The 13,453-nt window shown below is 49.1% G+C and carries 13 protein-coding genes; 4 read left to right on the plus strand and 9 right to left on the minus strand.

The annotated features are described in order from the left end of the window. The first annotated feature begins 142 nt into the window (after positions 1-142). Entirely contained in the window at positions 143-556 is a 414-nt protein-coding gene (locus EFB02_RS06305; RefSeq protein ID WP_122820752.1) for an ACT domain-containing protein, read from the plus strand. Positions 557-585: 29 nt separating this feature from the next. On the opposite strand, the gene EFB02_RS06310 is transcribed toward EFB02_RS06305, so the two are convergent. Then, complete coding sequence (locus EFB02_RS06310) at positions 586-1,635, minus strand: DNA adenine methylase (protein WP_122820753.1); 1,050 nt, start codon at positions 1,633-1,635, stop codon at positions 586-588. Between the two features lie 113 nt (positions 1,636-1,748). On the opposite strand from EFB02_RS06310, the gene EFB02_RS06315 reads away from it, so the two are divergent. After that, positions 1,749-3,095: a DUF4921 family protein gene (locus EFB02_RS06315; protein ID WP_122820754.1), complete on the plus strand. Its 1,347-nt coding sequence runs from the start codon at positions 1,749-1,751 to the stop codon at positions 3,093-3,095. Between the two features lie 133 nt (positions 3,096-3,228). On the opposite strand, the gene EFB02_RS06320 is transcribed toward EFB02_RS06315, so the two are convergent. From EFB02_RS06320 to EFB02_RS06345, 6 genes are read right to left on the minus strand one after another with little or no spacing between them, the layout of a single operon-like run. Then, a complete protein-coding gene (locus EFB02_RS06320) occupies positions 3,229-3,474 on the minus strand; it encodes a CsbD family protein (RefSeq protein ID WP_122820755.1) in 246 nt (81 codons plus the stop codon). A 20-nt stretch (positions 3,475-3,494) separates the two neighbouring features. Then, positions 3,495-4,121, minus strand: a complete 627-nt coding sequence (locus tag EFB02_RS06325; RefSeq protein ID WP_122820756.1) for a hypothetical protein — start codon at positions 4,119-4,121, stop codon at positions 3,495-3,497. After that, positions 4,118-4,714 (minus strand): hypothetical protein, encoded by a 597-nt coding sequence (locus EFB02_RS06330; RefSeq protein WP_122820757.1) that lies wholly within the window; start codon positions 4,712-4,714, stop codon positions 4,118-4,120. The genes EFB02_RS06325 and EFB02_RS06330 overlap by 4 nt, the downstream gene beginning before the upstream one ends. Beyond that, the gene (locus EFB02_RS06335) at positions 4,711-5,067 is read right to left on the minus strand and encodes a hypothetical protein (RefSeq protein WP_122820758.1); all 357 of its coding nucleotides are present in this window, start codon (positions 5,065-5,067) and stop codon (positions 4,711-4,713) included. The genes EFB02_RS06330 and EFB02_RS06335 overlap by 4 nt, the downstream gene beginning before the upstream one ends. 14 nt (positions 5,068-5,081) lie before the next feature. Continuing rightward, the gene (locus EFB02_RS06340) at positions 5,082-5,276 is read right to left on the minus strand and encodes a hypothetical protein (protein ID WP_122820759.1); all 195 of its coding nucleotides are present in this window, start codon (positions 5,274-5,276) and stop codon (positions 5,082-5,084) included. Positions 5,277-5,299: 23 nt separating this feature from the next. Then, the gene (locus tag EFB02_RS06345; RefSeq protein ID WP_122820760.1) at positions 5,300-5,782 is read right to left on the minus strand and encodes an Asp23/Gls24 family envelope stress response protein; all 483 of its coding nucleotides are present in this window, start codon (positions 5,780-5,782) and stop codon (positions 5,300-5,302) included. A gap of 170 nt (positions 5,783-5,952) precedes the next feature. Between EFB02_RS06345 and EFB02_RS06350 the strand changes: the two genes are divergently transcribed. Beyond that, entirely contained in the window at positions 5,953-6,957 is a 1,005-nt protein-coding gene (locus EFB02_RS06350) for a hypothetical protein (RefSeq protein WP_122820761.1), read from the plus strand. Positions 6,958-6,959: 2 nt separating this feature from the next. Here the strand turns inward: EFB02_RS06350 and EFB02_RS06355 are convergent, their stop codons facing one another. Continuing rightward, a complete protein-coding gene (locus EFB02_RS06355) occupies positions 6,960-7,511 on the minus strand; it encodes a gamma-glutamylcyclotransferase family protein (protein WP_122820762.1) in 552 nt (183 codons plus the stop codon). Positions 7,512-7,804: 293 nt separating this feature from the next. Between EFB02_RS06355 and EFB02_RS06360 the strand changes: the two genes are divergently transcribed. Further along, the gene (locus EFB02_RS06360) at positions 7,805-8,248 is read left to right on the plus strand and encodes an Hsp20/alpha crystallin family protein (protein ID WP_122820763.1); all 444 of its coding nucleotides are present in this window, start codon (positions 7,805-7,807) and stop codon (positions 8,246-8,248) included. Positions 8,249-8,342: 94 nt separating this feature from the next. On the opposite strand, the gene EFB02_RS06365 is transcribed toward EFB02_RS06360, so the two are convergent. Beyond that, positions 8,343-13,382, minus strand: coding sequence for an InlB B-repeat-containing protein (locus EFB02_RS06365; protein WP_122820764.1), 5,040 nt, complete (start codon positions 13,380-13,382; stop codon positions 8,343-8,345). Between the last annotated feature and the right edge of the window lie 71 nt (positions 13,383-13,453).

Below are 13,453 nucleotides of genomic sequence, written 5' to 3' on the forward strand. Positions count from 1 at the left end.
CAGGTTTAGGAAGCGAATATTTTAAAACAAGTTGCTGAGCGTAACCTGAAAGGTTTGGTATTCACCTGCTTGAATTGGGGAAAATCGACCGTAGAGTGAGACTGAAAAGCATGGGCAGCGTCCATCCTCATACCGTAAAACTATGAGTTCTTATTCTGACTTTGACCTAGCATTGTCTAAGCTGCATCCCCATATGTTTGGCAAGTATGTGTTCTTGTCGGAGCGGGAAGGCTTACCCACTGGTTTAGAGCCATTTGCCCAGATAAAGGAAGAGGAAGGACTTACTCTAATAGTGCCCTTGGAACAAGCAAAGGCTGCCGGGGTTGCCGAGGGAAAAAAGATTTATCGTCGTATCACTTTGGACTGTGATGTTTCCCTAGAAGAAACCGGGCTGACTTTTACGGTGGCGTCCCAACTGGCCAGTCAATCTATTCCTTGCAATGTTTTATCCGGCCTGTATCATGATCATCTGATGGTTCCGGCAGCGCGGGCACAAGAAGCTATAACTTTGTTGGAGCAGCTATCTAAGCAAGCACAAGGCTGGCTGCAGTATTAAACCTGCCCTTCCTATACCGGTGGCTAGTTTTAGGGCGCTAAAGCTGTACTGATTTTAGAAAGGGTGGCTTTCTCGCCTCCCACGAATACATTCTCAATGTTGCGATCTGCCCCTGGTTTTCCGACTTTATTTCCCCGGGGGTCGTAGATACCAATTTTTGCCCCTACGTAACGGCGTTGTGAAAACGAAAATTTCTTAACTCGGGCAAACCCGGCCTTACTGATGGCATTAATCATTTCGTCCTCATTAATCCAGGCCTCATCGTTATAGGAAACCACGATGGTTTTGGCACGCACCCGCCCCAGTAGGGAGAAGAAACTTTGTGCCATGGTGCGCTTGGAGTTGAAAGCTGAGCGGTGTTGATCGCCACGGGCATCTACCCGTTTGCGGGCTACCCCGTAGGTTTCCGGGGAGTCCCAGCGTACTAGGGTTTCCCAAATATGATAGTTAGTGAAGTATCTATGCTGGTTATAGGGGGGATCTAGGTAGGCAAGGTCAACTGCCGGTACCTGGTTAACCAGATTGAGAGCGTCGCCATGTAGTGCCTGTCCCTTGCCGGGAAGTAGCTTAGGTAAACGCAGTTCTAGCTGGTTGTAGGAGCGCGGTGCCCATTTCTTCAAATACGCCATCTGGATTCCAGTGGTGGAATCTACCCGGTCTGCTGCTTCCATCAGCGAGGTTAGCAATATCGGGAAGAGGGGGTCGTCAGTAAGGGGAACCAGATACTCCCTACAAGCGTCAATGCGTGCTCCATTGTGGGGTTGGAAGAAGCGTGCCTGCCGGCAAAAAGTTTCGGTGAAATAACCTTCTTTGCTATCTAGGGAGCTCATTGCCAGTAGGTGCGCGCGCAAAGCGTCATAATCTACCGTATCCGCGTCAGTCTCGATATAGGTACGTGCCAGCTGATAACTATAGGAGGCCAGGTCACAGGCGGTGGTGAAGATTCCGCGGCGTTTGAATTCTTGAGCAACTCGGGTCGTGCCGGAAAACAGATCGAGGGCAGTGTGGGCGCCGGCGGCGGTAGCAATAGTTCCTAAAGCTGGCACCAGGTTTCGTTTAGATCCCAGATACTTGATCAACTTTCCTCCTTTCCTTCCGCTCACTATAAACCAGACCTAATGGTTTTAAGATATCTGACTTACACGCGCCGAGGGTGAACGAAAAAGTAGTCGCTGGCAACTAGGGTGGGAGTATGGCAAAAGAGGAAGCAGAAGCCGCGCGCGCCCTTGTTAAACTGGCCGATGGAACCGTTAAACAGCGAAACCAGCTGACCGGAACTGAGGTGTGGACCGTTCCGGGGCGAGGGCATCGGCCTCTGGCTAAACCACAGGTTAACCCTACGCCGATCACTGCAAAAGACCATACCTCTAGCTGTGCTTTCTGCTCCGATCGTTATCTGGAAACCCCGCCTGAAAAATCACGGATTGTGCTCGGGAGTTCGGAATTACCTGCAGATAAAACTACTAGTTGCGGGGATTATCGGATTGTAGAAGGGCTAGCAGCTGATCAGCTGAGTAAATATCCGGCAGATTTTCGCCGGATTCCTAACCTATTTGAGATTGTTTCCTATAAATACTGGAACCTTAACTATGGGCATCAGCCTTCAGATAAGGAACGCCAACATCTGGCAGAATATCTGTCTACCCCTACCGGATATGACCATATACTGCGGGTGGTGGGGGCTAAGTTACGTCAATACGGTATGGGCGATGCAGAAATAGCCGGTATGAGCGAGTCAGAGATGCTGGGGCATGCCAATTCTTTCTTTTCGGGCGGACACGATCTGATTGTGGCTAACCGGCATTTTGTTCCGGGAGCAACAAATTCTTCCCAATTGGCTTCGACGGGCACTCTTACCCCCGAGGAACATAATGCTTACACCGCTTTCACTGCCCGTACCCTGCGGGATCTATATGATTTGGATCCGGCGGTTAAATATGTGGCGACTTTCCAGAACTGGTTAAAACCGGCAGGCGCCAGTTTTGATCACCTGCATAAACAGCTGGTCGCGATTGATGAATTTCCGGTTCAGACTGTGCAGGAACGCGATCGTCTGCGCAAAGATCCTGATATTTACCACACTATTTTAAAAATTAGAGCAACTCGTGGTCTGATTTTGGCGCAAAACGAGGACGCGATTGCGATGGCTGGGGTGGGGCATCGTTATCCCACAATTGCAGTCTGGCCGTTGGGTAAACCTTGTAATCCATGGGATGCGGAAGAAAAGAAAGTTCGAGCAGTATCCGATATTTTGCATGCTATTCATGCGGCTACCGGTGCAGATGTTCCCTGTAATGAAGAGTGGTATCACCGTCCACTTTCTGTTTCCACCCCGATGCGCTGGCGGATTTTAGTTAAATGGCGGATTTCTACCCTGGCAGGATTTGAGGGCGGAACCCGAATTTATCTGAACACGATTGATCCTTGGGGAATTTGTCGGCGGATGGTTCCGCGCTTAAAAGAGCTGCGCGCTGCCGGAAAAATCGCTGATATGCGTATTGGCGACGAAACTAAAGTTTCGCCCTCGCAACTGGATTAACTGCAAGTTTTTAACCAGCACGACCGCGTGTATAGACCCTAGAGACTTTAGGTAGGTAATCATAAAAGGATCGGGAGGCGGTAGCGTCCCGATCCTTAAATTAGCTACTTTAAAAGCTTAGTTTTCTCTGGATTTACTTATCGTCAGAGAAACCTTCCTTAATTTTTTCGGCAGCAGCCTTCAGGTTTGCGCCGGCTTCTTCGGCCATGTCCTTGGCTTTATCCGAGAACTCAGAAACCTTCTCTTTGATTTCTGCGCTGGCCTGATCAACTTTGCCTTCGGCTTCTACGTTCTTGTCTCCGCTGAGTTTGCCAGCAGCTTCTTTAGCCTTGCCACCCAAGTCTTCAGCGGCATTCTTAATCTTGTCGTCTAATCCCATATTGTTCTCCTTTATTTTTTCTATGAATCTACGCGGTCCGCAGATCCTAAGTTACTTCGCCAATTCGTGGTTAATCGCACCAGAATCGGCATTTTTATTCCTAAAACCTGATCAAGCGTAGCGATTGCCCGTTTAAGCTCAGCTTTTACTTCCTGAGGGTTCGCTCCCTTATAAACTGCGGCACTTAGCAGCAGTCCGGGCCGTTTCTTGACTTCCCAAGAGGCCACTTTCAAAGACGAGATCCAGCGGCTGTCGGTGACTTCCTGCTCGATAAGGTCTTGGATTAAACCCAATTCGGCGGTAATCTCGCCCTCTTTTTCGGAATCTTTCCCGGCTGCATTTAAAGCCAGTGAGCGGATCTTGCCGCCTCCCTGGGAAAAGATCCAAGTGATTAGCAAGAGGGCGACAATAATCGCGACTGCAATCAGTCCCACCTGCACCCAAGAAAACTGGTAACCGGAGACTTGAAAAGTTGCTTGCTGAGCTAGGGAAGCGTATCCACTGTCTAGACGTGAGCGATATTTAAACGCCAGCTCGCGCAGCGGCGCATAGGTTGTCACTCCCACCAGTGCTGCTCCGGTGGCTAAAAAAAGCAAACCGAAGACAAACAGAAGAATCCGGTTCAATGCCCGCGGTAGTTTCTTCACTTTTCTAGCCTCCCCTCGATGGTGACCTTAACTGCGGTTTTTAGCCGCGGCTGCAGCTGCCAAGAAGTAACTTCGTCCTTCGTGAACTTGAGCATTTGTTCTTGGTCAAGCGGACGACCGGTACTGGGAGTAATGGTGCTTAGCGAGCGGCGTTTACTGACCGCGGTAGTCACCGTTCCAGCAGGGAGCCTAGCTTCTTCGCGCAGCAAGCGGGAAATTCCGGAGGCGATCACCCTGTCATCGGCCACATAAGCGGCACGTTCATCCTTTAATGCATGTTTACTGAGCACTCCGGGGAAAAGCGCTTTTGCTATTAACCCCAGCCCTAAAAGCCCTAGCATTAGTCCTACGAGGAAAACTAGAGAGCGGTATTTCTCCTGCAAAACAGCGGGAGTCTGTTCCCACAAATCTTGGGGACTAATTACCAAGGGAGGACGTCCTAACGCGGACAGCGCTCCCTCCGTGGCTAAATACCCTAGCCCAGCAATGAAGAATAGTGCCAGGGTGATACTGATTAACGCTCGTGAGGAGTGGGTTTCTCGTCTAACTAGATAGGAAACATATAGCCGCGGCTGGCCAGTTTTATTGTTCATTTCAGCCGCCTCTTTTCTGTCTGTCTGTGTATTCCGGTTAGCCTCAGGTTCACTTTCCCAACTTTTACCCCCGCGATTTTGCTAACGCGGGTAACGATATCTTTTCGCGCTTGACTTGCCAGGGAAAACACGGAAGCGTCCGGGGTATGCTCAATGGTGTTCAGGGCATCAGAATTTAAGGGGCAAGAAATATCTATCCCCAATAGCCCCTGGTCATCGTGGGTACTGACCTTTATTACCTCATTGGGAACCCTGAATCGACGTTCGGCGGTAGCAGCCACAATGGTTTGGATGGCACGAGCAGAAACCGTGGTGATTCCCGTGAGTTTGGAAAGTTCCGTAGCGGATAACATCTACCGCCTCCTCCTTAATCGGAGGTGGTAGTGTGCTTGCCGATTAGAGCCTCACCAATGCCTTTCAGATCTAGTTTGCCAGCAGCTGCTCTCCCTAAGATTGCCCCAATGGACATAAAAAGAACGGAGACTAGAAATCCAAAAAACCCGTGAGCCACGGCCATATAGGCCAGGAAAGCACCAAAAAAAATACCGGATATGGTGGTCATTTTATTTTCCTTTCCGGCGAGGATTACTTCAGATCCTTATTTTCCTTTTCATCCTCGTCCTCGTTGCTAGGGACATGAACGTCAGTTACCTTGATATTTACTTCGGTAACTTCCAAGCCCACCAGACCCTCGACAGCGGAGAAAATCGCTTCCCGTACCTGGTCGGCTACTTGGTGCACCGGGTGGGGGTATTCCACAATCAGCACCACATCTAGTGCGGTTTGGGTCTGCCCGATTTCTACGGAAATTCCCTGAGTGATACTCTCGGAGGCGCCAACTTTCGAACGCAAAGCTCCTAGGGCGCGAGCAGCGGAGGTGCCCAGATCATAAACTCCCGGAATCTCTTTAATGGCGAGGCCGGCAACTTTGGCTACTACCTGGTCGGCAACCGTGGTCAGTCCCTGACCTTGGTCCGTCGCAATATTATTGGCAGGGATTAGTTCCTTGGCTTCCTCAGTTGTGGGTACTACGGTCGGTTTTTTCTTATCTTTTTCTGCGGTTGCCATTACTTATCCCAACTTAGTTATCTAAATATCTTTTAGCGGCCTTTAACCAGCTGTTTTATAACCCTGATTCTATTTGACCTGTTTTCAGGGTATCGGAGATTACTCTCCTTCGCGAGCGTTAGTGGCATATCGATAAGCATTTAGCAGGGTTTTCCCGGTAGTATCGCCCTATGAGTAAGGAAGAAGATAAAGAAGAAACGGCTGGGCATGGCTTAGGTGATGCCAATAAGAGCTCCGAGGATTCGAAAAAGGTTTCGCCGGCGGCGAACGGGGAAGAAAATTCCGTGCCAGAAACCAGTGAGGAGGATGGGAAACAAGTTTCTTTCCTGCCAGGTAAGGATGTGGAATTACAACGAGAAGATGAGCATCCTGACCAACTTACGGAAACTGATGATACCAGCGGAGAGACTGATGGCCAGGAATTTCGTATTCCTGAAATCTTACCTTTGGCCGGTAGTGGGCAAGAATCACCGAAAAAATCAGCTGTAGCCGGTGAAAAAGATGAAGACGTGCGGGTTTGGGGTAACCAAGTTGGAGGCCATGTTAACCGCGAGGAAGTTTCGGCTCTGTCAGCCGGGAGTTCTTTTGATGTTTCCCAGATATCGGTAAAGAAATCTGAGTCAGTTAAGCGGGCGCATTCGAATTCTCGTCGTGTCGCTGGTTGGATTTTAGGGGTACTAGCAATTATTGCCCTGGTTGTAGTAGGGCTTTATGCTAGTGGGATTTTGCAAAAGCTCTTTGCTTCCGAGGGGGCGGCTTCCCCCAAGGAAGGGGCGCGGTCCTATTATGGGGCGCTGTTGGATAAGGACGCCGAAACTCTATGTGGGCTTAGCTCTCCGACTGCACGCGGGGAACTGGTGGCAGCCTTGGGTAAAAAATCCAAAGGAAACAGTAATAGTGTGGGGGAGTGCACGTCTGTTGCGAAAAAAGCATTTGCGAAGGTGCCAGATAATCCCGCTATCAAGCTAAAAGATATGGTATTTGTGCCCGAAAAGGCGGCAGATGCTGGCAGGGTAAAAGCAGTATTAATTAAGGATAAAAAGGGTATGCCCTTACAGATAATGGGCTGGCAGGAAATTGATGGCCGCTGGTTCCTGGCAGGGCAGCAGTCTCAGCAACAGGTGATGATGAAGTACCAGCAGTCTTTGGCAGCGGGGGTGAAAGGAAAAAAGTAGGCTTAGTGGTCTAGGTTGTTCTCGCCCTCGTCGTCGGCAAAACGCTCGTCGTAGTTTGGGTCTTCAAAATTATCGAGGGTGGGGGAAAGTTCTTCCCATTCTTCCTCGTGATTTTCCCAATTTCCGCTGGGAGACAGTACCAGTTCGCTGCGGTGCTCACGGAAGGAATCGGGGGTAGCCATATAAACGTAGGCTTGTACATCTTGGGTGGGGCCTTCCCAGGTGCTGTCCTCGTCCGGGAATACCTCTACTCGCACAGTTTGGCGGGTGTACATATTATTGGGGTCGCCTTCTCCCAGGTATCCCTCGTATTCATCGAGTTCTTCGAGGGTTTCTTCAAATAGGCGCTGTTCTACTAAGAGAATTTGTCCTACGATTCCGGTTCCGCCGATAGAACGGATTGCCATCGGGTAGGAGGCTCCGATATACAGGGAGGCCTCCTGTAGATATGCCGGGGCGAATTCGGTCACCGCGGCTTTCAGACTAGAGCCAAAGCCGCGCGAACCAAGTTTCAGGGTGCCGTAGACGAATAAAGGTAGGTATCGCGTGCTCATGTTTTTATTTTCTCAGTAGCGAGCGGTTTTCGGGCGGCTTTGGGGCGGCATTTTGGTGTGAGACCTCCAGTGGGTAGGGAAAGGGAGTTGTATCTGCTGGTAAAAGCATTTTTTTGATTTTGGGGAGATGGAGGGAAATAAAAAATTAAAGTTGAGTCTATAGGGCTTAAGGTTTCGCCCCCGGAATAATTTGCTAGCACTTTAGCGCATAGAGTGCCAGTATAGAAAACGTGAGGCCGAGAACTTCTCGGCAAGAAGATTTCCCGCGGCTTCAGCGGGGGTAAGGAGTAATCATGGTTCGCAGGTATGATCCCTTCCGTCAGATGGAAGCGATTTTTGATGACGCTATGCGTCAAGGTCCTTCTCGGGCTGCTATGCCCCTGGATTTGTATCGTGATGGGGAAAAGTTCATTGCCCTGTTTGACTTACCGGGGGTGGATCCAGCCAGCGTAGATATCGATATTGAGGATCGCACCCTCACTATTCGTGCCGAGCGCAAATCCCCCGAAATCGCGGGCGCCCAGTGGCTTACCCATGAACGTCCCTTCGGTACATTCGCTCGCCAACTCACCTTGGGTAATGGCGTAGCCCTGGATCAGGTAGCGGCAGAGTATGTGGACGGGGTGCTAAAGCTGGTTATTCCGGTAGCTGAGGAGGCCAAGCCCCGCAAGATTGCGGTGCAGCGCGGTACTCGTCAAATAGAGGGCAGCGGCGAAATCCTAAATCAGGATGACTAATAACAGTAAATAGTTTTTTGAGGGCGGGGACGCAAGTTTTGTGCATCCCCGCCCTCTTTGTTTTATTCCCAGGCGTTGTTTCCAGTGGTACCGGTTACTTCCTTGCCCGTTTTCTGCGTATTACTACCAGGCTGCCAGCTGCGGTAAACAAAGCTGCCGCGCATAGATAGAGCAGACCGTTAGCTCCGGTTACTGGAGAGTCAGAAACGATCTGTTTGCTCTGCGGGGTAGCAGGCGCTGGGGGCACAGTTTTTTCTGGCTTGGTCGGTGTTGCTGGGTGTTCAGGGGCACTCGGCGCGGGAGGTAATGGAGTTTCCGGTGTTTCCGGCTCAGTCGGTGTTACTGATGGCTCCGGCGTACTCGGCGCGGGAGGTAATGGAGTTTCCGGTTTTTCTGGCTTGGTCGGTGTTACTGATGGCTCCGGTGTACTCGGCGCCGGGGGCTCTTCCTCTGGGGTAAAGATGGGGGCGATGACTGCGTTCGCAGAGAATTTGTGTCGCTTGCTAAAGTCATAGACTCCGTCTTTGGTCTGGTCTTGATTTAAGGTCTCCTGGTCGGCAGACCAATGCTTAAATCTGGAAGAAACCTTGTCTTCATCGCTTACCGCAATTTCTGGGATCTCTACCCAGGCTTTGGGGTTCACCCAGTAGCTCTTAGGAGTTAGATTGCCTAGTTTGTTAGTGGGATTGACCGTTACCTTTACGTAGTTTTGGGCTTTAGTGTCCTTTAACAGGTTCACTAAATCACCATTACCGCTTGTTGCCGTCTTCAAGAAGTCGGGCATTTCCCCTGATGAGGGGAGGGCGTCGTAACGGTTTTTATAGACCTTTAGAGGCACGTCAATTTCCCGCTTATTTTTCTCTCCCTTAATTATTACTTTCGCCTTGAGGGTTATAGCTAGGAATTGTTCCTCTGCGTCAGTCTTACCTTTTTCGCTTACCAGCTTGTAGATGTCGGCAGGGGTTTTTACTTCGTTACCAGCAGCGTCAGAGAACTCGATACTTTCATACTCGGGCAAGGGTTTTATCTGATCGTCCTTACCTTTTGCCTTAATCAGTTGCTTTAAAACATCCAACTTTGGTGCAAAATCATTTGTCCAGGTGTTAGCGGGATCAGTGAAGGCCTCGGTAATAGCCATGCCCTCGGTGGTGAGAGTAAACCAGTCAAACATAGCGGTAAAGACGTAAGGAGATTCGTCGTCCCTCTTTTTGATGATGGTTTCTTGGGATAACAGGAGATTTTGATCCCACTTTTCAAAGGTCTTGCCATCTTCCGGGGTGATGTAATATTTGCCCTTTTCGGGAGCATCACCCTTCTTCAATTCTCTAGGAACCGGAATCGACTTAAACTTAGTGCCTTCCAGCACGTCGTAATCAATTTCCTTAATAGGGTTCCCCTTTTCATCTTTGCCAAAGGAACCGCCATCGCTGGCCTTAAATTTTACTCGGACATATCCGTCTGGAGTTTTGCCTCCCTCCGGTACTTCAATGACCCTGACGTCCTTATAGAAGAAGTTGATTTCGTTGTCTTTATAAAAGAAGTCAACTCCCTCTGTACCTCTAGCATTTGTGCCCTTTAGCTGGTTAGTATCTTCGTCGACATCGTAGAAAAGCTGCTGTTGGGGATCCGAAACCAGTTTCCAGCCAATGATCGGCTTATAGTTGCGAGCATCGTAATGCCGGGCTCCACTGGTGACTTGTTCTTGATCCAAGATGCGGTATTTATCAATTATCTTCTGCCTCTCAGCAGCGGTGATGCCGGGCTTTGCCAACTCTGTCTTAGCTCTTTCGTCCACATAGTTCACCTGGTAGTGGCGGCTTCTAAAGGGGCGATAGAAGAAATGGAATTCATTGTTTGGATTATCAACTAAGGTGCCATCCTCTGATTTCTTTTTCGCCTCTACCAGGAGGGTTTGGAAATAGGGGTTACCTTTCGTTGCCCGGTTTCCCAGCTCGTCAGCCAGCTTTTGATAATCGTCATAGAACTTTTTGGTTTCTTTGTCTTTGGTATTCTGCAAATCTGCATCGGAAGCCAAAATCCAATTGGCGTCTTGCTTAGAACCAATGGCGGCCACATATTTACCGGCGCGCTGGTTTTCGATAGTTTCTTTAGCGGGATTATCCTTCACGGTCTTATCAATTGCTAGATTATTATCCAAGAAATGGTGGAAAACCTGCACATCCTGCATATCATTTTTTACCCAAATGGCTTTCAGATAAATCGGGGCAACTACATCGTTACCAAAGGAATAAAGCTCTGGAACCCCGTAGGTCTTCCGATAAGAGGTGTCTGCTTGCTCGGTGTAGTTACCGTCGGCGTCCTTGGTGTAGCGCAGTACCTCCCAACCCATGAAGCTGTAGCCTTTTCGGGTTGGTTTCTGTGGCGCGCCCAGCTTTTGCCGCTGCACGAGGGTAAATACTTGCTTGTCTCCTTCATCTGTGCCCTTTGTGGCGTAGGTGACTTCTTTTTGGTCGTTGATATCGCCTTCCTTAATAGTCTTGCGGGCGGTGGTAACTTTCTCCGCCGCAATGGGGTCTAACTTGCCCCCATTGGGGTCAAAGGTTACCTTCCACTTGTAGTCTGGTTCCCCCCACTTGGCGTAGAGCACCAGGTTGTGAGCGGGCATCGTTTCCTTGTTTTCCCAAACCAGTTTCTGTCCGGCCGGGTCTAGCGCCCAACCCTTAAATACCATTTCAGGCGCCAGTCCCTTTGGTCTTTTAATCCGATAGTTTCCGTCGTCATCTTTTTCCACCAAATCCGTCAGATCTAGTTTCAATAAAGTTTGAGGATTATCTAGGTTTAAATCCTTTAAGGGTTGTTGGAAGAAGATATCTGTTTGATTAGTTTTGTTGTACTCGCTGTCATCCATGAGCTTTGCGGGATCATTGTTGAACCGCAATTTGTACTTATTCCGGTGGTAGTGGAAGCGAATATAGCCATTTTTCTTAAATGCTTCACTGCCATCGTTGGGGTCACCGAATTCATCGGCACGATTAAAGAATGTGGGCAAAAAATACATTCTGCCCTTGGTGCGTTCGAAATCATACTGGTCAATTATCGTTTCATTTGGAAATGGGGTTATCTCTTCCCTCTCCTCGTTAACGGCGTCAAGCTCGTCCTCGGTAAGCTGCTGCGAGATTTCGCTAAATTTGTCAGGGGTAAAGCCCTGCACCACCGGGTACTTGTGCCCATAGCTTAGGGAAGATGTATCCGCCTTGGTCCTATAAAGGTCATAGTCAATGATGGTTTCACCGGGCTTAAAGCCGTCCATCCAAAAGTCCATGTGGTGAGGCATTGGCTGGCCGTCTTCACCTGGGCCACCCCGTTGGGCGATACCAAAGGAAAGGGTGGTGAAAGTTTGCGGGTTAGCCTTCTGATTTGCAGGTATAGTAACGCCATTACCAGCATCAATCTCACTGGTATAACCGCCCCGCTCCTCGTAACGGGTCATATCCAGGAACTCTTTAGCCGATAGTCGGTAGGGGGGAGTGTCATAGTATGAATCCCATTCTGGTACGGCGTAGTTTGGTCCCCATCCATAACTTTGCTTACCCTCGGAAAACCCCTTGGTTTCTTGGGCATCATCCGGCCATTCTCTCATCAGCTGGTTAAACCTGGCCTTAAAGTGGTAGGGATCTCCCGGACCTCCTAACTGTTTGCCATGTCGCCAAATTTCGGGATAGAAAGTAGCTGACTCCGGTTGCTTATTGGACTTAGTAAAGTAAAGATCATAGACCTGCCGGTCATAGTAAATGTTATAGACGGTTTTGCCGTTGGAAGAAACAGACTTTACTAGGCTGGGATTGTTGGGGTCCGCGTTTTCTTTATCGGTTAATTCTTTATTGTATTTATAGAATTTATTAATGTATAAGAACTGGTTTCCGCCAAACTTTTCCCCTCTGTAAATTCTTTCTAAGCGTTTTTGATCTAGATCCGGAAACTCTACGCCCTTCACTGGCTCGTTAGCTAGGTTAGGGCGAGTACCGGTGTCTTGACTTTTATAAACATGGGTACCCACGAAGTCGTATTTGTCTAAAAGAGAAGCCTTCTCGGGGTGGTCGGCCTTTTCCGTCCAGAACTGCACTGCATAATCTGCCTTAGGATCGTCCTTCCACTTTGCGGTAAACTTGATGTTTTCAGATGGCATTATCAGGTTGGCGTTTAGATCTTTAATCGCGTCGCCATTTCCGTCTTTAATGACTTCGCCGGCTTTAAAGGTCTTGCCCGATTTATCTTTTAGCTCCATCGAAGGCTTCCAGCCTTGGAAGGTAGCTCCCACTTTCTTGGGGATATCTTTGGTATCCAGGGTGGGGATTACTTGCTGGTAGTAAAGAGTGCGGGTAGGAACTTCCGTACCCCCATCAGTGTCGAAAGTAGCGTCATAGTGGTTACGGTTGTAACGATATTCCACGGTAAATTTCGCGGTATTTAGAGGAACTTGTATCTGGATAAACTCGGTTTCCGGAACGAAACCTTTTATTTCCTTTGCTGGTAAAGGCGAAATTTTCAGGTTCGAGCCTACGCTACCTTCTGCGGTAGTTTTAGTTTCGTCGGTTTCTCCAGGTTTATTACCGTATTTGTTAAAATCACTGATGTCTTGGAAAACGTGTCTGACGTTAATAGTTTTCTTTTTTGCGTCATACTTAAAGTCTTGGGAATTTTGGTGAGTGATTCCGTATTCGGTATTCCCACTGCTTTTACCCTTTTTCGCGGCGTCCACAACTTTTTGATAGTTGATCAGAAATTGGTCTAGGGGATTGCCGTTATCTTGGGGCTTACCGTAACCCGGGAAATCCGGAAACTTAATATTTATGTTTACCTTGTCTTTTTCTTCTGGAGTAGCCGCTGCCCCTACGGTCGCCACATAGGGTTGATAGTTGATGTCGTACTCCCCATTTCTTTCAACCTTAAAGTCGCTACGAAGCGTGTAGATATCAGGTTGCTTCGGGTTGCTGACGTAATCCTTCGCCTTTTCGCCTTTCGGTAGCTTAACCGGTTGCACTTCTAGTTTGTCTGCGTATTTGCTGGTTTCGGCGGCGCCAGCTTCCAGAGGGTGGGAGAGGAACGTCGCCCCTGGAAGAATCAAGCCGAGTGCCAGCATCAGGGACAGAGTTTTCTTTAGCGAAACTTTCACAGGGACTTCCTAACTTTCAACACCAACATTTCTTTTCGAGGGCGAATATCGGTGTTCTCTATCTGAATTTT

It is taken from the genome of Varibaculum vaginae (assembly GCF_900604285.1).
GTDB lineage: Bacteria > Actinomycetota > Actinomycetes > Actinomycetales > Actinomycetaceae > Varibaculum > Varibaculum vaginae.